The 14,048-nt window shown below is 72.4% G+C and carries 10 protein-coding genes; 4 read left to right on the top strand and 6 right to left on the bottom strand.

The genetic code is table 11. The features are described from left to right. Nucleotides 1-552 precede the first annotated feature (552 nt). The 4 genes from VLK66_RS24415 to VLK66_RS24400 form a co-directional block, all read right to left on the bottom strand. Nucleotides 553-1,572: a hypothetical protein gene (locus VLK66_RS24415; RefSeq protein ID WP_325312114.1), complete on the bottom strand. Its 1,020-nt coding sequence runs from the start codon at nt 1,570-1,572 to the stop codon at nt 553-555. Between the two features lie 105 nt (nt 1,573-1,677). After that, nucleotides 1,678-2,709, bottom strand: a complete 1,032-nt coding sequence (locus tag VLK66_RS24410; protein ID WP_325312113.1) for a hypothetical protein — start codon at nt 2,707-2,709, stop codon at nt 1,678-1,680. 59 nt (nt 2,710-2,768) lie between these two features. Beyond that, complete coding sequence (locus tag VLK66_RS24405) at nt 2,769-3,635, bottom strand: XdhC/CoxI family protein (RefSeq protein WP_325312112.1); 867 nt, start codon at nt 3,633-3,635, stop codon at nt 2,769-2,771. Beyond that, nucleotides 3,632-4,228 (bottom strand): nucleotidyltransferase family protein, encoded by a 597-nt coding sequence (locus VLK66_RS24400; protein WP_325312111.1) that lies wholly within the window; start codon nt 4,226-4,228, stop codon nt 3,632-3,634. Before VLK66_RS24400 ends, VLK66_RS24405 begins: the two co-directional genes overlap by 4 nt. An 846-nt stretch (nt 4,229-5,074) precedes the next feature. Here VLK66_RS24400 and VLK66_RS24395 point away from each other — a divergent pair. Then, nucleotides 5,075-5,356 carry a hypothetical protein gene (locus VLK66_RS24395; protein ID WP_325312110.1) on the top strand — a complete coding sequence of 94 codons (282 nt, stop codon included), beginning with the start codon at nt 5,075-5,077 and terminating at the stop codon, nt 5,354-5,356. Between the two features lie 154 nt (nt 5,357-5,510). Next, complete coding sequence (locus tag VLK66_RS24390; RefSeq protein WP_325312109.1) at nt 5,511-6,752, top strand: MFS transporter; 1,242 nt, start codon at nt 5,511-5,513, stop codon at nt 6,750-6,752. A 371-nt stretch (nt 6,753-7,123) separates the two neighbouring features. Here VLK66_RS24390 and nudC read toward each other — a convergent pair whose 3' ends face one another. Together nudC and VLK66_RS24380 are read right to left on the bottom strand one after the other, a co-directional pair. Next, nucleotides 7,124-8,035: an NAD(+) diphosphatase gene (gene nudC / locus VLK66_RS24385; protein WP_325312108.1), complete on the bottom strand. Its 912-nt coding sequence runs from the start codon at nt 8,033-8,035 to the stop codon at nt 7,124-7,126. A 165-nt stretch (nt 8,036-8,200) separates the two neighbouring features. Beyond that, the gene (locus VLK66_RS24380; protein ID WP_325312107.1) at nt 8,201-8,383 is read right to left on the bottom strand and encodes a DUF1540 domain-containing protein; all 183 of its coding nucleotides are present in this window, start codon (nt 8,381-8,383) and stop codon (nt 8,201-8,203) included. A 316-nt stretch (nt 8,384-8,699) separates the two neighbouring features. On the opposite strand from VLK66_RS24380, the gene VLK66_RS24375 reads away from it, so the two are divergent. Then, nucleotides 8,700-11,405, top strand: coding sequence for a DUF5916 domain-containing protein (locus VLK66_RS24375; protein ID WP_325312106.1), 2,706 nt, complete (start codon nt 8,700-8,702; stop codon nt 11,403-11,405). A 188-nt stretch (nt 11,406-11,593) separates the two neighbouring features. After that, nucleotides 11,594-13,495: a hypothetical protein gene (locus tag VLK66_RS24370; RefSeq protein WP_325312105.1), complete on the top strand. Its 1,902-nt coding sequence runs from the start codon at nt 11,594-11,596 to the stop codon at nt 13,493-13,495. Nucleotides 13,496-14,048 lie beyond the last annotated feature (553 nt).

The raw sequence follows: 14,048 nt of genomic DNA, 5'->3' as shown, positions 1-14,048 counted from the left end.
AACGATACGACCGTTGCCAACCGCGCCGGGCCACCGCCGCGCCACGCATCCGCGCGGATTTCCCGGCATCATCCCGGCGCGGCGCCGTCCCGGCCCTCCGGGCGCGCATCCCTCACGCAGGTGCCGCGGCTCGCGAACACCCAAGCTGCTGCGACTGCATCCCGATGCGTCCTGAGAGCGGGGCCTTCCGCCCCATTCGCCTGACGTCATCCTGAGGCCGACCACGCCGCATCGGGGTTCCGCGCAGAACGTTGCAGGCCGAAGGATCCATACCCTGTCCAGCACGTCAGCCGGGAAGCACATCAAGGCTTTCGGTACAGCCGATCGTGCAATCCGGAAGCGCACGTGCGACCTCGCCCACAGATCCTTCGGCCTGCAACCGCTCATGCTGGGACAACGACGGTGTGGCCGGCCTCAGGATGACGTCTCTCTGTGCGTTTCAGGACTTGGCACTTGGCACTTGGCACTTGGCACTTGGCACTTGGCACTTGGCACTTGGCACTTGGCACTTGGCACTTGGCACTTGGCACTTGGCACTTGGCACTTGGCACTTCAGTCCCCCGGCGCCGCCAGCCGATCCGCGATCGCCGCCAGGCTCTCCGCCTCGCGCCAGGCGCTCTCCAGCAGCTTCAGCTCGCCGTGCAGGGCGCGGCGCTCGGTCTCGTCGTGCAGGGCCATCTCGAAGGCCAGCGCGCGGGCGCCGGTGAGGGGCGCGCCGCCGGTGCGGTGGCTCCCCGTCACCATCGTCACCCCCAGCCGGGCGCCGTTGCGCGCCAGGCTGTCCAGCACCGCGGCCGCGCTCTCGTGGCGGGTCAGCTCGGTGACGGCCTGGCCCACCGTGGCGCGGCTCCCGCCGAACGCGTTCACCAGCGGCATCGCGCGCTCCACCGTACGCCGGGCGGCGTCGCCGTGCAGCGTCACCACCGGCCGGTCCGGCCGCGCGCCGGAGCCGCGGATGCGGTCCCAGAGCCCGTCCGTCGGCACCTCCAGCCGGATGTCGCCGGGCCCGGCGCCGGGGCGCACCACCGCGCCGGAGACGTTCACGCCGCGCAGGTCCAGCGCCTCGCCGGTGGGCGACTCGGGCGCGGGGATGCGGATCACCCGGCGCGTGGAGCCCACGTACTGCGCCACGCCGAAGTAGACTCCGGGCGCGAACGCCGCCGCCATCCCGAACGGCAGCACGTGGACGAGCGCCGCCCCCACGCCGACGGCTACGGCGGGCCAGAACCAGCGGTGCCGCCGCCGCAGCTCCGAGCCGTAGCGCCAGGCGGCCAGCTCCCCCGGCGGCGCGGTGCCGATGCGCACCAGCCGCGTCCCGTCCGGCGCCTTCGCCACCCCGATGCTCTCCGCCTGCACGCGCAGGCGCGACCCCACGAAGCGCCGCTCGGCGTCCTCCACCGCCTCCCAGCGCTCCTCGATGGGCGCCAGGTTCCAGCGCGCGCACTTGCGGCACACGGCCCAGAGCCGCCCCTTCGCCGCATCGAACGCGACGGTGCGGCCGACCGGAAACGCCTCCAGCTCCTGGTTCGTCCCCAGGTCGGCCGAGCAGTAGATGCAGTGGCGGTACATCACCCCGTCACCTCCTCCGCGGGTGCGTCGGGCATTTTGGCCAGAGATCAAACGATCTCCCACCCGTCTCCCTGTCCAAGGGAGAGCGAGACGACTCCGGTCTCCGCATCACCCCAGCTCGGCGCCCGCGGAAAGCGCCAGCTTGTCGGCGATCGAGGCGATCTCCTCGGCCTCGCGCCAGGCCGACTCCAGCAGCGACAGCTCGCCGGCCATCACCCGGCGCTCCTGCTCCTCGTGCAGCGCCATCTCCAGCGCCAGCGCGCCCTCGGCCGCCAGCGCGCGGTCGGGCATGTCGCGGCGCTTGCCCAGCGAGCGCCCCTGCGCGGCGGTGCGGCGCAGGAAGTCCTCGGCCGAGCCGGCCTGCCCCAGCAGCGACACGGCGCCCTCCAGCCGCCTGCGCGAGGCGCCGCTCTCGTTCAGGTGCACCATCGCGCGGTTCAGGAAGGCGCGCGCGTCCACGTCGGGCAGCACCAGCGGCTCGGCCACGTACTTCGGCTTCCCCCACCCGTCGGTCCTGGGGTCCTTCCGCGCCGCGTCGGGCACCACCAGCGCGATCCCGTCCACCACGCCGGGGCGGAGCACCGATCCCGCGGCGTGCCAGCGGCGCAGCAGCACCTCGCGCCCGGTGGGGCTGCGCTCGGCGGGAAGGCGGTACACCACCTTGCGCTGCTTCTTCTGCCGGTACAGCGAGGCGCCGACGTTCACCAGCGAGTAGAAGCCGCCCGTGGCGGTCAGCCACGCGAACCCGCCCAGGATCGCCATCCCTGCGGCCGCGGCGGCGCCGGTGACCAGCAGGTAGTGGCGGCGGCGCTTCACCAGCTGGTCGCCGTAGCGCCAGGCCGCCATCTCGCCCGGCAGCGCCTGGCCGATGCGGATCAGCCGCGTGCCGTCGCGCAGCCTGGCCAGCCCCACGTTCTCGCTCTGCACGCGCAGCCGCGCGTCGGTGAACAGCCGGTCGGCGGCCTCCACCGCCTCCCAGCGCTCCTCCAGCGGCGCCAGGTTCCAGCGCGCGCACTTGGGGCAGATAGCCCAGAGGCGGCCCTTCCAGCCGTCGAACGCAATGCTCTTCGACACGGGGAACGCCTCCAGCGAGTCGTTCGTCCCCAGGTCCGCCGAGCAGAAGATGCAGGTGCGGTACACGGTCCTTCCGTGGTCGCGGGTTCCCTGTTGCGGGCCGCTTCGCCCGCCTCGGGGAGATACTACGGGGCGCCCTCGTCCGGGTTGCGAGACTCACCTCGCGGCGCCACCCAGCGCTCCCACACGCGCTCGGTTTCGCGCAGCGGGCGGCCGGTTCCGCCGCGGCGCAGCAGCACCATCTCGGCGGCGATGGCCACGGCGATCTCCTCGGGCGTCTCGGCGTGCACGTCCAGCCCCACCGGCGCGCGGACGGCGGCGATGCGCTCCGCGTCCAGCCCCTCGCGCGCCAGCTGCTCCAGCGCGGCGCGGGTGCGGCGGCGGCTTCCCACCATCCCGATGTACGCGGGCCGTTGGGGACGGCGGAGGACGTCGCGCAGCGCCTCGAAGTCGTACTTGTGTCCGCGCGTCACCAGCACCAGGTGAGTGCGGGGGGAGATGGAGACGCCGGCGAACGGGTCCGAGAAGTCGGCGCGGCGCACCACCTCCGCCTCGGGAAAGCGCTCGCGGGTGGCGAAATCGGGGCGGTCGTCCAGCACGGTGACGCGGAAGCCCAGCAGCGCGCCGATGCGGCACAGCGGCCGGGCGATGTGCCCCGCGCCCACGATCACCAGCTCCGGCGGCGCGTGGTGCGGCTCCGCGTAGACCTCGGCGACGACTCCCCCGGCGGAGATCTCGCGCGTCCCCAGCCGCGCGCCCGGCACCAGCGCCTCGCGCGCGAAGGCAATCGCCTGCGCGTCCAGCCGCGGGTCGCCCAGCGTGCCGCGGTGGCGGTCCGCCCACACCGCCATCCGCGTCCCCGGTGGCGGCGCGCCATCCCCGCGCGAGTCGATCACCGCCAGGCTCACCATCGGCTCGCCGCCGTCCAGCGCCTCGCGGGCCAGGCGCACGGCCTCGGCCAGCGCGAGCGGCGCCCCGTCTCCCTCCGTCACCCCTCCATCTCCAGCAGCCGGCGGTAGTCCTCGGGGGTGTCCACGTCCGCCGCGAGGTGGGGGACGCGGACCTCGGCGCGCTGCGCGGCGTGCGCGTGGATCACCGTGCGCGCGCCGTCGGGGAGCGGGTCCGCCATCAGCTCCGGCCAGAGGGCGCGGGCGAAGAGCACCGGGTGCCCGTGCCGCTCCCCGTCGCACGGCTGCACGATGGGGGGATGGGGATCGCCCTCGAACGCGTCGATCACCGCCCGCACCGTCGCCGCGGCGATGCCGGGGACGTCCACGGGGACGACGGCGGCGGCGGCGATCCCCTCCCCCAGCGCACGCAGTCCGGCCCGGAGCGAGTCCACCTGCTCCGAGCCGGTATGGGGATTGACCGCCACGCGCGCGCCCAGCCGCTCCGCCGCGACCGCGGTCTCGGCCGCGGGCGCCTCGTCCGGCGGGCCGGTGACGACCACGATCTCGCCGCATCCCCCCTCCCGCAGTGCGGCGACGGTGCGCTCCAGGAAGGTGGCCCCGCCCAGCCGCAGGAACGCCTTGGGCTGCCCCATGCGGCGCGAGCGCCCGGCGGCCAGCACGATCCCGGCGATCATCAGGAGCGGTGGATTGGGAGAGGCCCGCGGCGGAACACCGGGAAAGCAATTCCCGCCGGGCATGCCAGCCGGCGGGAACGGGAACGAGCGTCCGAACGGCGCTCACCCGGAGTATCGCACGGGCGGAGAGTTTCGTCAACCGAGCCGCGCTCACCTCGTCCCCCGCAGCCGCGCGGACCACAACTCCTTGCCGCGCAAAATTTTCCGCGCCGATCCATCCGCGGGCGGGGCCGCGTCCGCCACACCGGTGCGCGGCTCCATGCATCGCGGGATCTCACGCGGAGACGCGGAGGCGCGGAGAGCGAGGGCAAACGCCACCGCGCTTCGTCACCCCACGGCGCCTCCTTGAGTCGAACACCGCAATTCGCGACGACGATAGACGGAATGGAGGCGTCCTCCGGAACGGGAACCGGCTGCCGAGCCGAACAGCCTCGCGCAGTTTGCGAGGCTTCCCGTAGTTGTTGCTGCGGCTTCAGCCGCCGGTGCGGAAGCCAGCTCGCGAGCTTTCCATTACGCACCATCCCATGATGGCAATCGATGAGCCGAATGCGATACAGACGCGGACGCGCAGGACGAGCGTGGATCATCCGGCCTGCAAGTACTTGTGAGATGATGACTTATGCCTGTCCGGCCCGCGAGATGATTCACACTCTCGTCGTCCTCCCGGCGTGAATCGCCCAGCCGCGGAGTGCGGGGTCCGGCCGCAGATTGCGGTAGCGGCACGCGGTTCCATCCCCCGCGGAAGTGCTGCGTCCGCAACGCGCTGCGGGGTCCCCGCACGGAGTTTGCATCAGCACCGGACACATCCCACAACCCAGGGACGTATCCCCGTTTCAGGAGGTTCGTATGCGGAAGGTGCTCTACACCGCCGCCGCGCTGATGCTGTGCGCGGCTCCCGTGCACGCGCAGCAGGCCGTGGCCAGCCACAGCGACGCCGCGCCCGCCACGCAGCTGGCCCAGCCACAGGCGGTTCGCACGCCGTCGCTCTACCCGTCGACCGACGAGGTGCGCAGCCAGGTGGCCGCCGCGGAGTCGAAGCGCGTGGCGCCGATGGGAAGCAAGGACTGGTGGTACCTGGTGGCCGCCGTCGCGGTCGGCGTCATCATCGCCGTCGTTCTCCTCGGATAGCGCGCGGAGATGCGCGAAGCCCCGCCGCGGAAGGTCCACGGCGGGGCTTCGCGCGTCCATCTCCCAATCCGCCGGACCGGATGACCCTCTCCCCGCTCTCGCCTCGCGCCGGGCCCCGCCGCGCGTCCGCCCGCTCGCGGCGGCGGACGCCGTGATGCCTGGCGATCCCCCCGCGGCCGCCGAAGCCCTGCCGCCGCGCAAGGCTTCGCTGCTGCGCGGCAACCTGCTCTGGCTGAGCGTGGTCTCGCTGCTGAACGACTCGGCCAGCGAGATGATCTACCCGCTCCTCCCGCTCTTCCTGACCGGCGTGCTGGGCGCCGGCCCCGCGTTCCTGGGGGTGATCGAGGGGGTGGCCGAGGCCAGCAGCAGCCTGCTGAAGCTGGCCAGCGGCGTGGTGGCCGACCGCTTCGGGAAGCGGAAGGCGCTGGTGGCATGGGGATACGGGATCGCCGCGGCGGGGCGGCCGCTGATCGCGCTGGCGACGGGCGCGTGGCAGGTGCTCGGCATCCGCTTCGCCGACCGCGTGGGGAAGGGGCTGCGCACCGCGCCGCGCGATGCCATGCTGGCCGAGTCGGTGGCGCCCGAGGTGCGCGGCGCCGCGTTCGGCATCCACCGCGCGGCCGACCACGCGGGCGCGGTGATCGGGCCGCTGCTGGCCAGCGCGCTCCTGCTGGTGGTGGTGGGCGACCAGCCGCACCGCCTGCGCGTGGTGTTCGCCCTGGCGCTCGTTCCCGGCATCCTCACCTTCCTGGTGGTGATGGCGAAGGTGCGCGAGACGCCGCGCGCCGTCGCCGCCGGGCCCGCCGCGCCCGGCCGCCGCATCCTCCCGCCGCTGGCGGAGATGGGGCCGGTGATGCCGCGCTACCTGGGCGTGCTGGTGCTGTTCGCGCTCGGCAACTCGTCGGACGCGTTCCTGCTGCTGCGCGCGCGGCAGCTGGGCGTGGCGGTGGCGCTGATCCCGCTGCTCTGGGCGGCGCTGCACGTGAGCAAGATGGTGTGGAGCGTCATCGGCGGGCGGATGAGCGACCGCACGGGCCCGCGCGCGGCGATCGTGGGGGGATGGGTGGTCTACGCCGCGGTGTACGCGGGGTTCGCGTTCGCCGGGGTGGAGTGGCACGCGTGGGCGCTCTTCGTCGCCTACGGCCTGTTCTTCGGGCTGACGGAGGCGCCGGAGAAGGCGCTGGTGGCCGCACTCGCCCCCGCCGCGGTGCGGGGAAGCGCGTTCGGCTGGTACCACGCGGTCACCGGCGTCTCCGTCCTTTTCGCCAGCATCCTCTTCGGCCTGGTCTGGGATGCGTTCGGCTCCGCGGCGGCGTTCCTCACCGGCGCCGCGCTGGCGCTGGCGGCGGCGGTGCTGCTGCCGCTGGTGGTTCCGCCAAAACCGGTTCCGCTGTGACGCGGACGCGATTTACATCATCGCAGAAGCCCTGTCGTTCCGCGAAGCCCCAAGTTCCGCTTGGGGTAGCCTTTCGAGGTATAGCGGCGGCGGGGCTTTTCTTTTCTCGAAAGCTACCTTGATCGGGAACAGACATGCGATACCGCATTCGACGTGCGATGCCGGCTATAGATCCTTCGGCCTGCCGCCTGTTGTGCAGGACAAGTCCGTCATGGTCGGCCTCAGGATGACGTCTCTGTGCGGTTTACATCCCGAAGTTGCACTTCTCCCCTCCCCCGCGGAGCGGGCGGAGGGGCCGGGGGAGGGAGCCAGCCGCGGACGCGCGCCGATGCCTCTCCTCTCGCCGCGATCACATCTCCATCCCCCGCACTTTACCTCACTCCCCCCTCCAGCCACCCGGTCACCAGACGGTGGGAGATGGAGATGGGGGAGGGGAGAAGGAGCGTGCCGCCGGCCAGGCCGCGGCGAAGGTCGTCACGGGTGAACCAGCGCGCGTCTTCCAGCTCGTCGTGGTCGACTTCGATGCGCTCGTCCGCGGCTTCGGCGGTGAAGCCCACCATCAGCGACGACGGGAAGGGCCACGGCTGCGACGAGTGGTAGCGGACTTCGCCCAGCCGCACGCCCGCTTCCTCCCACACCTCGCGCGCGACCGCGTCCTCCAGGCTCTCGCCGGGCTCCACGAAGCCCGCGAGGGTGGAGTAGCGCCCCGCGTCCCAGCTCGACTGGCGGCCGAGCAGGGCGCGATCCTCGTGCGTCACCAGCATGATCACGGCGGGGTCGGTGCGCGGGAAGTGGACGGCGCCGCAGGCGGGCGCGGTGCAGGCGCGCACGTGCCCCGCGTCGCGCACCTCGGTGGGCTCGCCGCACACGCCGCAGAAGCGGTGGCGCGCGTGCCAGTGCATCATCCCCCGCGCGAAGGCCAGCATCCCGGCGTCGCGCGGCGGCAGGATGGAGCCGTGGCGGCGCAGCTCCTCGAACTCGCCGCCGGCCGCGAGCGCCACGTCGGCCGGGTCCTCGTGCCCCACCTCGACCGCGAAGTGCGCCGCGCCGTCGTCCATCCCCAGGAACACCGCCGTCCCCGCGCCCAGCAGCGGCGCCGCCTCGTCGGCGGTAAGCCAGCGGACGCGCGGCTCGCCGTCCGCCGCGAACAGGTTCTTCAGCTGCCACACGGGCGCGAAGCGGCTGGCCGGGTCGCGCAGCCGCTCGCCGATCCAGTCCCCGTCCCGCCGCAGCAGCGCCGCGCGGTCGAACCGCGCGCCCGCAAAGATGTTTGGCTGCGCCAACGATCCCGTCTCCGTCACTTCATCTCCTCTGCCGAATCCGTCCCGCGAGTCCCTGAATAGATCCCGCGGGACGAAGAGATACAACAGGCATCTCACAGAGGATGGTGCGGAACGAAAAAAAGGGGCCCCGGCGAGGGGCCCCTGGTCCGCTGATCCGGCCGGCCGCTACGGGCGCGGGCGGGTGGAGGCCTCGGGGGTGTAGGTGGCGCAGTGGGCGCCGTCCTGCCCCACGCGAACCTCGATCTGCCCGGCGTGGCACTCGTGGGCCTCGTTGAACTTGCAGTCCGTCACCGTGCACGCGCCCACCACGGAAAGCTGGGCCTGCGGACGTTCCTGGGGGTTCTGCATCCTGCGCCTCCTCGGTTCAGGGTTCGCCCGGGAGAAGAGCAACATCCGGACCATTGCGGCCGTAAACGCAGGTTTGGCAAACACTTGGCTGGAGACCAGCCGCGGGTGGGTTCAGATGCTGGAATCCCAGCAGAAAACTCTTGCGTCCTTAATGCTAGATAATTAGCATGCCTGTCCACGACGTCGCCGCGATCGCTTCCAACCCTTCGCGCGCGGCGTGCATCCAAGACGAACCAGGTGGTATCCCGCACACGACAGCCGCTCCTCCGCGCACCGCGGATCCGGCTGCCCCCTCCCGAGCGTCGGAGACCCGACCATGCGGTCACGCATCACCCTTCCCGCGCTGCTCCTCGTCTCCTTCCATCCGGCCGTCGCCCTGGCGCAGTCGCAGCAGTCCGCCCCGCCCGCGCGCGCCGCGGCGGCGGAGGCACGCCGCCCGGGAACGGCGGTGCGCATCACCGGCGCGGCCCCGAAGCTGGACGGCGTGCTGGACGACGCCGCGTGGGCGCAGGCGCAGCCGCTCGCCGACTTCGTGCAGCGGGTGCCCAACCCCGGCTCGGCCGCCTCGCTCCGCACCGAGGCGCGCGTGGTGTACGACGACGCGGCCATCTACGTGGGCGTCCGCGCCTTCGACCCGTCGCCCGACTCCATCGTCGCCCCCGTGGGCCGGCGCGACATGAGCGGGGTCACGAGCGAGTGGATCCACGTGACCATCGACAGCTACAACGACAAGCGCACGGCATTCCGCTTCTCGGTGAACCCGGCCAACGTGCAGAAGGACGTCTTCCACTCCAACGACACCAGCGAGGACGTGGGGTGGGACGCGGTGTGGGAGTCGGAGACGAAGGTGGACAGCGCCGGGTGGGTGGCCGAGTACCGCATCCCGCTGTCGCAGCTGCGCTTCAGCACCCGCGCGGACTCCGCCGGGCAGACGTGGGGGTTCGACGTGGGGCGCGACATCGCCCGGCGCAACGAGCGCGACGACTGGTCCAACATCCGGCCGGACCGCAACGGCTTCGTCTCGCAGTTCGGCGAGCTGCACGGCATCCGCGGGGTGAGCTCGGGGCGGCGGCTGGAGGTGATCCCCTACACCCTGGCCCGCCTCACCCGCGCGCCCAACCGCCCGGGCGACCCCTTCTTCTCGCCCAACGACGCGGTGGGCGGCGTCGGCGCCGACGTGCGCTACGGGCTGACCTCCAACCTCACCCTTACCGCCACCATCAACCCCGACTTCGGGCAGGTGGAGGCCGACCCCAGCCAGGTGAACCTGACCGCGTTCGAGACCTTCTTCTCCGAGCGGCGGCCGTTCTTCACCGAGGGGGCCGACATCTTCCGCTTCGGCGTGAGCTTTCCGTACTTCGTGCGCAGCGGCGGCTTCGGCAACGACCAGCCCTTCTACTCGCGCCGGCTGGGGCGCGAGCCGCAGGCCTCGGACCCGGCCAGCGACTTCGCCGAGCGCCCGCAGAACACCACCATCCTGGGCGCCGCCAAGGTCAGCGGGAAGACGGCGGGCGGGCTCTCGGTGGGGATCCTGGACGCGCTGACCGCGCGCGAGCAGACGGAGTACATCGACCCGTCGGGCGTCCGCCGCGCGGCCACGGTGGAGCCGCTCACCAACTACTTCGTGGGCCGCGTGATCCAGGACTTCCGCGGCGGCCAGAGCGCCATCGGCGCCATCGCCAGCGCCACCGTGCGCGACCTGGACGCCGGCGATCCGCGGCTCTCGCTGCTCACCCGCGACGCCTTCCTGGCGGGGGTAGACGGGCGGCACCGCTTCTGGGGCGGCAACTACGAGCTGCGCGCGTCGGCGCTGGGCTCGCTGGTGCGCGGGAGCACCGCCGCCATCTCGCGCATCCAGCTGGGCCCCGGCCACTACTTCCAGCGCCCCGACGCGGCCGACGTGGAGTTCGACCCCACGCGCACCTCGCTGAGCGGGTGGCTGGCCGACGTGAAGGTGGAGAAGACCGGCGGCGGCCACATGCGCGGCGGCCTGTACGCGCACGCCCGCTCGCCGGGGCTGGAGATGAACGACCTGGGGTTCCAGCGCAGCACCGACTGGTTCCTGCAGGGGGGATGGATCGGCTACAACCACTTCGAGCCCACGAAGCGCTTCCTGCGCTGGGACGCCAACTTCAACGCGTGGAACGGCTACAACTTCGCGGGCGAGCGGCTGACCACGGGAATGAACGTGAACGGCTCGGCCGACCTGCGGAACAACTGGAGCGGCTACTTCGGCAGCGACACCGAGTTCCCGGCGCTGCGCACCGACATCCTGCGCGGCGGGCCGTCGTTCATCGGCCCGGCGTACACGCACTACGACGCGGGGATCAACAGCGACCCGCGCCGCCGCCTTTCGGGCGACATCTGGGCCGACGGCTACAACGAGTGGAGCACGGTGGGGCACAGCTGGAGCGTGGGGACCGACGCCACGCTGCGGGCCGGCGCGCGGCTGCGCCTGACGGCGGGGCCCAGCCTCACCGTCGGCCGCGACCCGTGGATCTTCGTCTCGGCGCCGCGGGATGCGGCGGGGCAGCCGCACTACGTGTTCGCCGACATCCGCCAGCGCTCGGTGTCGCTGACCACGCGCGCGAGCTACGCCTTCACCCCGCGCCTCACGCTGGACTTCTACGCGCAGCCGTTCGTGGCCACGGGCGAGTACGGGGGACTGAAGGAGGTGGTGGACCCGCACGCGAAGAGCTTCGATTCGCGCTTCAGCCACTTCGGCAACGCGCTCTCGCTCGAGGACGGGCTGTACTCGGTGGACCGCGACGGCGACGGGACACCGGAGTTCTCGTTCGGACGGCCGGACTTCAACTTCAAGGCGCTGCGCACCAACACGGTGCTGCGCTGGGAGTACCGGCCGGGGTCGACGCTGTTCGTGGTGTGGAGCCAGGGGCGCGAGAACTTCGAGCCGAACGGCCAGTTCCGCTTCGCGCGCGACTTCGGCCGCCTGTTCGACGGCGACCGCTCGCCCAGCACCAACGTCCTGCTCGTGAAGTTCAACTACTGGTTGAACCTGTAGATACCGAAAGATCGGTTTCACGCGAGGGAACGGAGGAAACGGAGGAAAACCGCGCTCGCGGTGAGTTCTCCGTTACCTCCGTTCCCTCCGTGTGAGATTCATCTGTTCAGGATCATTGACGAGAGGGGATGCGGGGATTTACGTCGGGATGCACCGCTTGCCGCCTTCCGGTCTTCCATCCCCCGACGATGCGCCGCTTCCCCGCACCGCTGCTGGTCTTCTGCATCGCCGCGACCTGCGCCCGCCCGAGCGACCCTGCGGCTGAGGCGCGCGCGGAGCGGCTGGTGGTGCGCGGCGCCGAGGCGTTCATCCAGCACCGCCTGGGAGATGCGGAAGCGCTGCTCGACTCCGCCGCCCACCTCCCCGGCGCCGCCCCGCGCGACCGCTCGCGGGCCGAGCAGATGCTGGCGCTGCTCGCCTGGCGCTACCGCGGCGACGTGAACGCGGGGCGAGCGCACTACTCGGCCGCGCTGAACGCCGGCGCCCTGGCGTCGCAGGCGTGGGCCGGGCTCGCGCGGATGGAGACCGCCCGCCGCCGCTTCGCCGACGCGCGCGAGGCGGCCCGCAAGGCGATGGAGATGGCGGAATCGCTCGACGATTCGGCCGAGGCCGCCACCCAGTTCGGCGCCGCCGCCACCCAGCCGGTGCTGGAGGCGCGCCTGGCCGGGCGAGCGCCCTCCCGCCGCGACGAGAGCGCGCTCCATCTCGCCGTCGCCATGCTGCAGCCGGTGGTGAGCGCGGGGCCCGGCATGCTGCGCCCCGCGCGCCAGCTCGTCACCACCGCCGTTCTGTCGGGCGACGGGCCCGCGGCGCTGGCCGGGTGGAAGTCCTACTTCCTCACCACCCTCGGCCAGCCCGGCAACGAGCTGGGCGGCGCGGACTCCACCCTCTCCACGCTCCTTCCCCGCTGGGTGGGGGGCGATTCGGTGCGTGCCGAGCACCTCGCCCTCTTCCGCGCCCTCGCCGCGTCGCGGATGTTCGACGAGGCGGCGGCGGTGGGCGCCGGCCTTCCCGCGTCGCCCGAGATCGCCGAGGTCGGCGCGTACGCCGCCTTCCTGCGCCGCGTCCGCGCCACCACCGACGAGTACTACCGGCTGACCGCGCTGGGGAAGGGCGACTCGCGCGCCTTCCGCCGCGACCTGGACGCCGGGGCGCGGCGCCTGTGGCCGGCGCTCTTCCCCGCCGGCGCCGCGCCCGCGTTCGGCTGGGCGGCGTTCCAGTCGGCGGTCCACGAGCGGTTCGGCACCTACGCGGGGCTCGGCAACACGGCGGGATACTTCGACCTGCACCTGGGCCACGCCGTGCTGGACCGCGCCGAGACGGTGGAGCAGTACGGCCACGCCGCGCGGCTGCGCTACGTGGTGCTCGACGAGCTGGCGTCCGACGGGTTCCAGACCTGGGCGTGGGACGGCGAGGCGGCGCACGGCGGCTGGGCGGACACGGCGGCCATCTACGAGGTCCGCCCCGCGCGCGCCGGCGGTGCGCTCCAGGCGTGGGCGCGCTGGGTCGAGCCGCGCCCCGGCGACGAGCGCGCCCGCCGCCTTCCCGCCGACAGCGCGGACGACTGGGGGCGCGCGGCCCGGGCACCGTACGGCTTTCTCCCCGGCGTGCTCGACCGCCTCCAGCGCGACGGCACGCGGCAGATCGCCGACAGCCTGCGGGCGCGCGGCCTCGCGGGCGCGGAACTGCAGCGCGCGTTCATCGCCGCGTACGACGCCGCCGCGGTGCGGAGCGGCATCTTCGCGCACGAAGGCCGGCACGCCATCGACCACCGGCTTGGGCTGGCGCTGACGGCGGCCGACCTGGAGTACCGCGCCAAGCTGTCCGAGATCGCCTTCGCGCCGGTGCCGCGGCTGGCGCTCACCGCCATCCTTCAGCCCTCCGCGGGCGACCGCACGCCGCACGGCCAGGCCAACGCCCGCGCGCTCCGCGGCCTGGAGGCATGGATGCGCGCCCACGCGCGCGAGATCCCCGCCCTGGACGCAGCGCGCCCCCTCCTCCCGCAGGCCCCGCTCCTCACCGACGCCCAGATCCGCGCCGCCTTCCGCTCCCTCGACCCATTCGCGACGCAAACCCCTGCCTCGCACTGAAGCTGGGGCATCGAACCGCGCCCTCTTCGACGTCATGGTGAGTCGACCCAGGGGGAGGATGAAGCGTTTATCCTCCGCAGCCGAAACCAGCTTCCGACCCCGAACAGCCTCGCGCAGTTTGCGAGGCTTCTCGTAGTTGTTGCTGCGACTTCAGTCGCCGGTGAGGAGCCAGCCCCGCGAACGATCGTCTCAAGCCGCCCCACACCGTCGTTGCCTCGCACGAACCATTGCGGCCGAAGATCTGTCGCCGGTCCTGACACCGAGTCGACGTGGCGCGCCAATCTCCCTATCTTGCACGTGCTTGGATATCAACACCGGAGAAGTCTCGGTTGTGGTCCCCGGCTGACGTGCTGGACAGGGTATAGATCCTTCGGCCTGCGACGTTCTGCGCGTAAACCGCTTGTGGCGTGGCCGGCCTGAATAGAAAGTTCCGCGCGCAGCCGGTCACCGGCGACTGAAGTCGCAGCAACAACTACGGGAAGCCTCGCAAACTGCGCGAGGCTGATCCGCTCATTCTGTGGCATCAGCGCTCACGACCAATCTCCTTTCATCC

The organism is Longimicrobium sp., from assembly GCF_035474595.1.
Taxonomy (GTDB): Bacteria; Gemmatimonadota; Gemmatimonadetes; order Longimicrobiales; family Longimicrobiaceae; genus Longimicrobium.
This window is presented reverse-complemented; position numbering and strand designations above follow the sequence as displayed.

Coding starts and splice junctions, on each gene's coding strand:
- VLK66_RS24400 (WP_325312111.1), bottom strand. CDS start 4,228: ATGATCGCCGGGATCGTGCTGGCCGCCGGGCGCTCGCGCCGCATGGGG.
- VLK66_RS24390 (WP_325312109.1), top strand. CDS start 5,511: ATGCCTGGCGATCCCCCCGCGGCCGCCGAAGCCCTGCCGCCGCGCAAG.
- VLK66_RS24380 (WP_325312107.1), bottom strand. CDS start 8,383: ATGCAGAACCCCCAGGAACGTCCGCAGGCCCAGCTTTCCGTGGTGGGC.
- VLK66_RS24375 (WP_325312106.1), top strand. CDS start 8,700: ATGCGGTCACGCATCACCCTTCCCGCGCTGCTCCTCGTCTCCTTCCAT.
- VLK66_RS24370 (WP_325312105.1), top strand. CDS start 11,594: ATGCGCCGCTTCCCCGCACCGCTGCTGGTCTTCTGCATCGCCGCGACC.
- VLK66_RS24395 (WP_325312110.1), top strand. CDS start 5,075: ATGCGGAAGGTGCTCTACACCGCCGCCGCGCTGATGCTGTGCGCGGCT.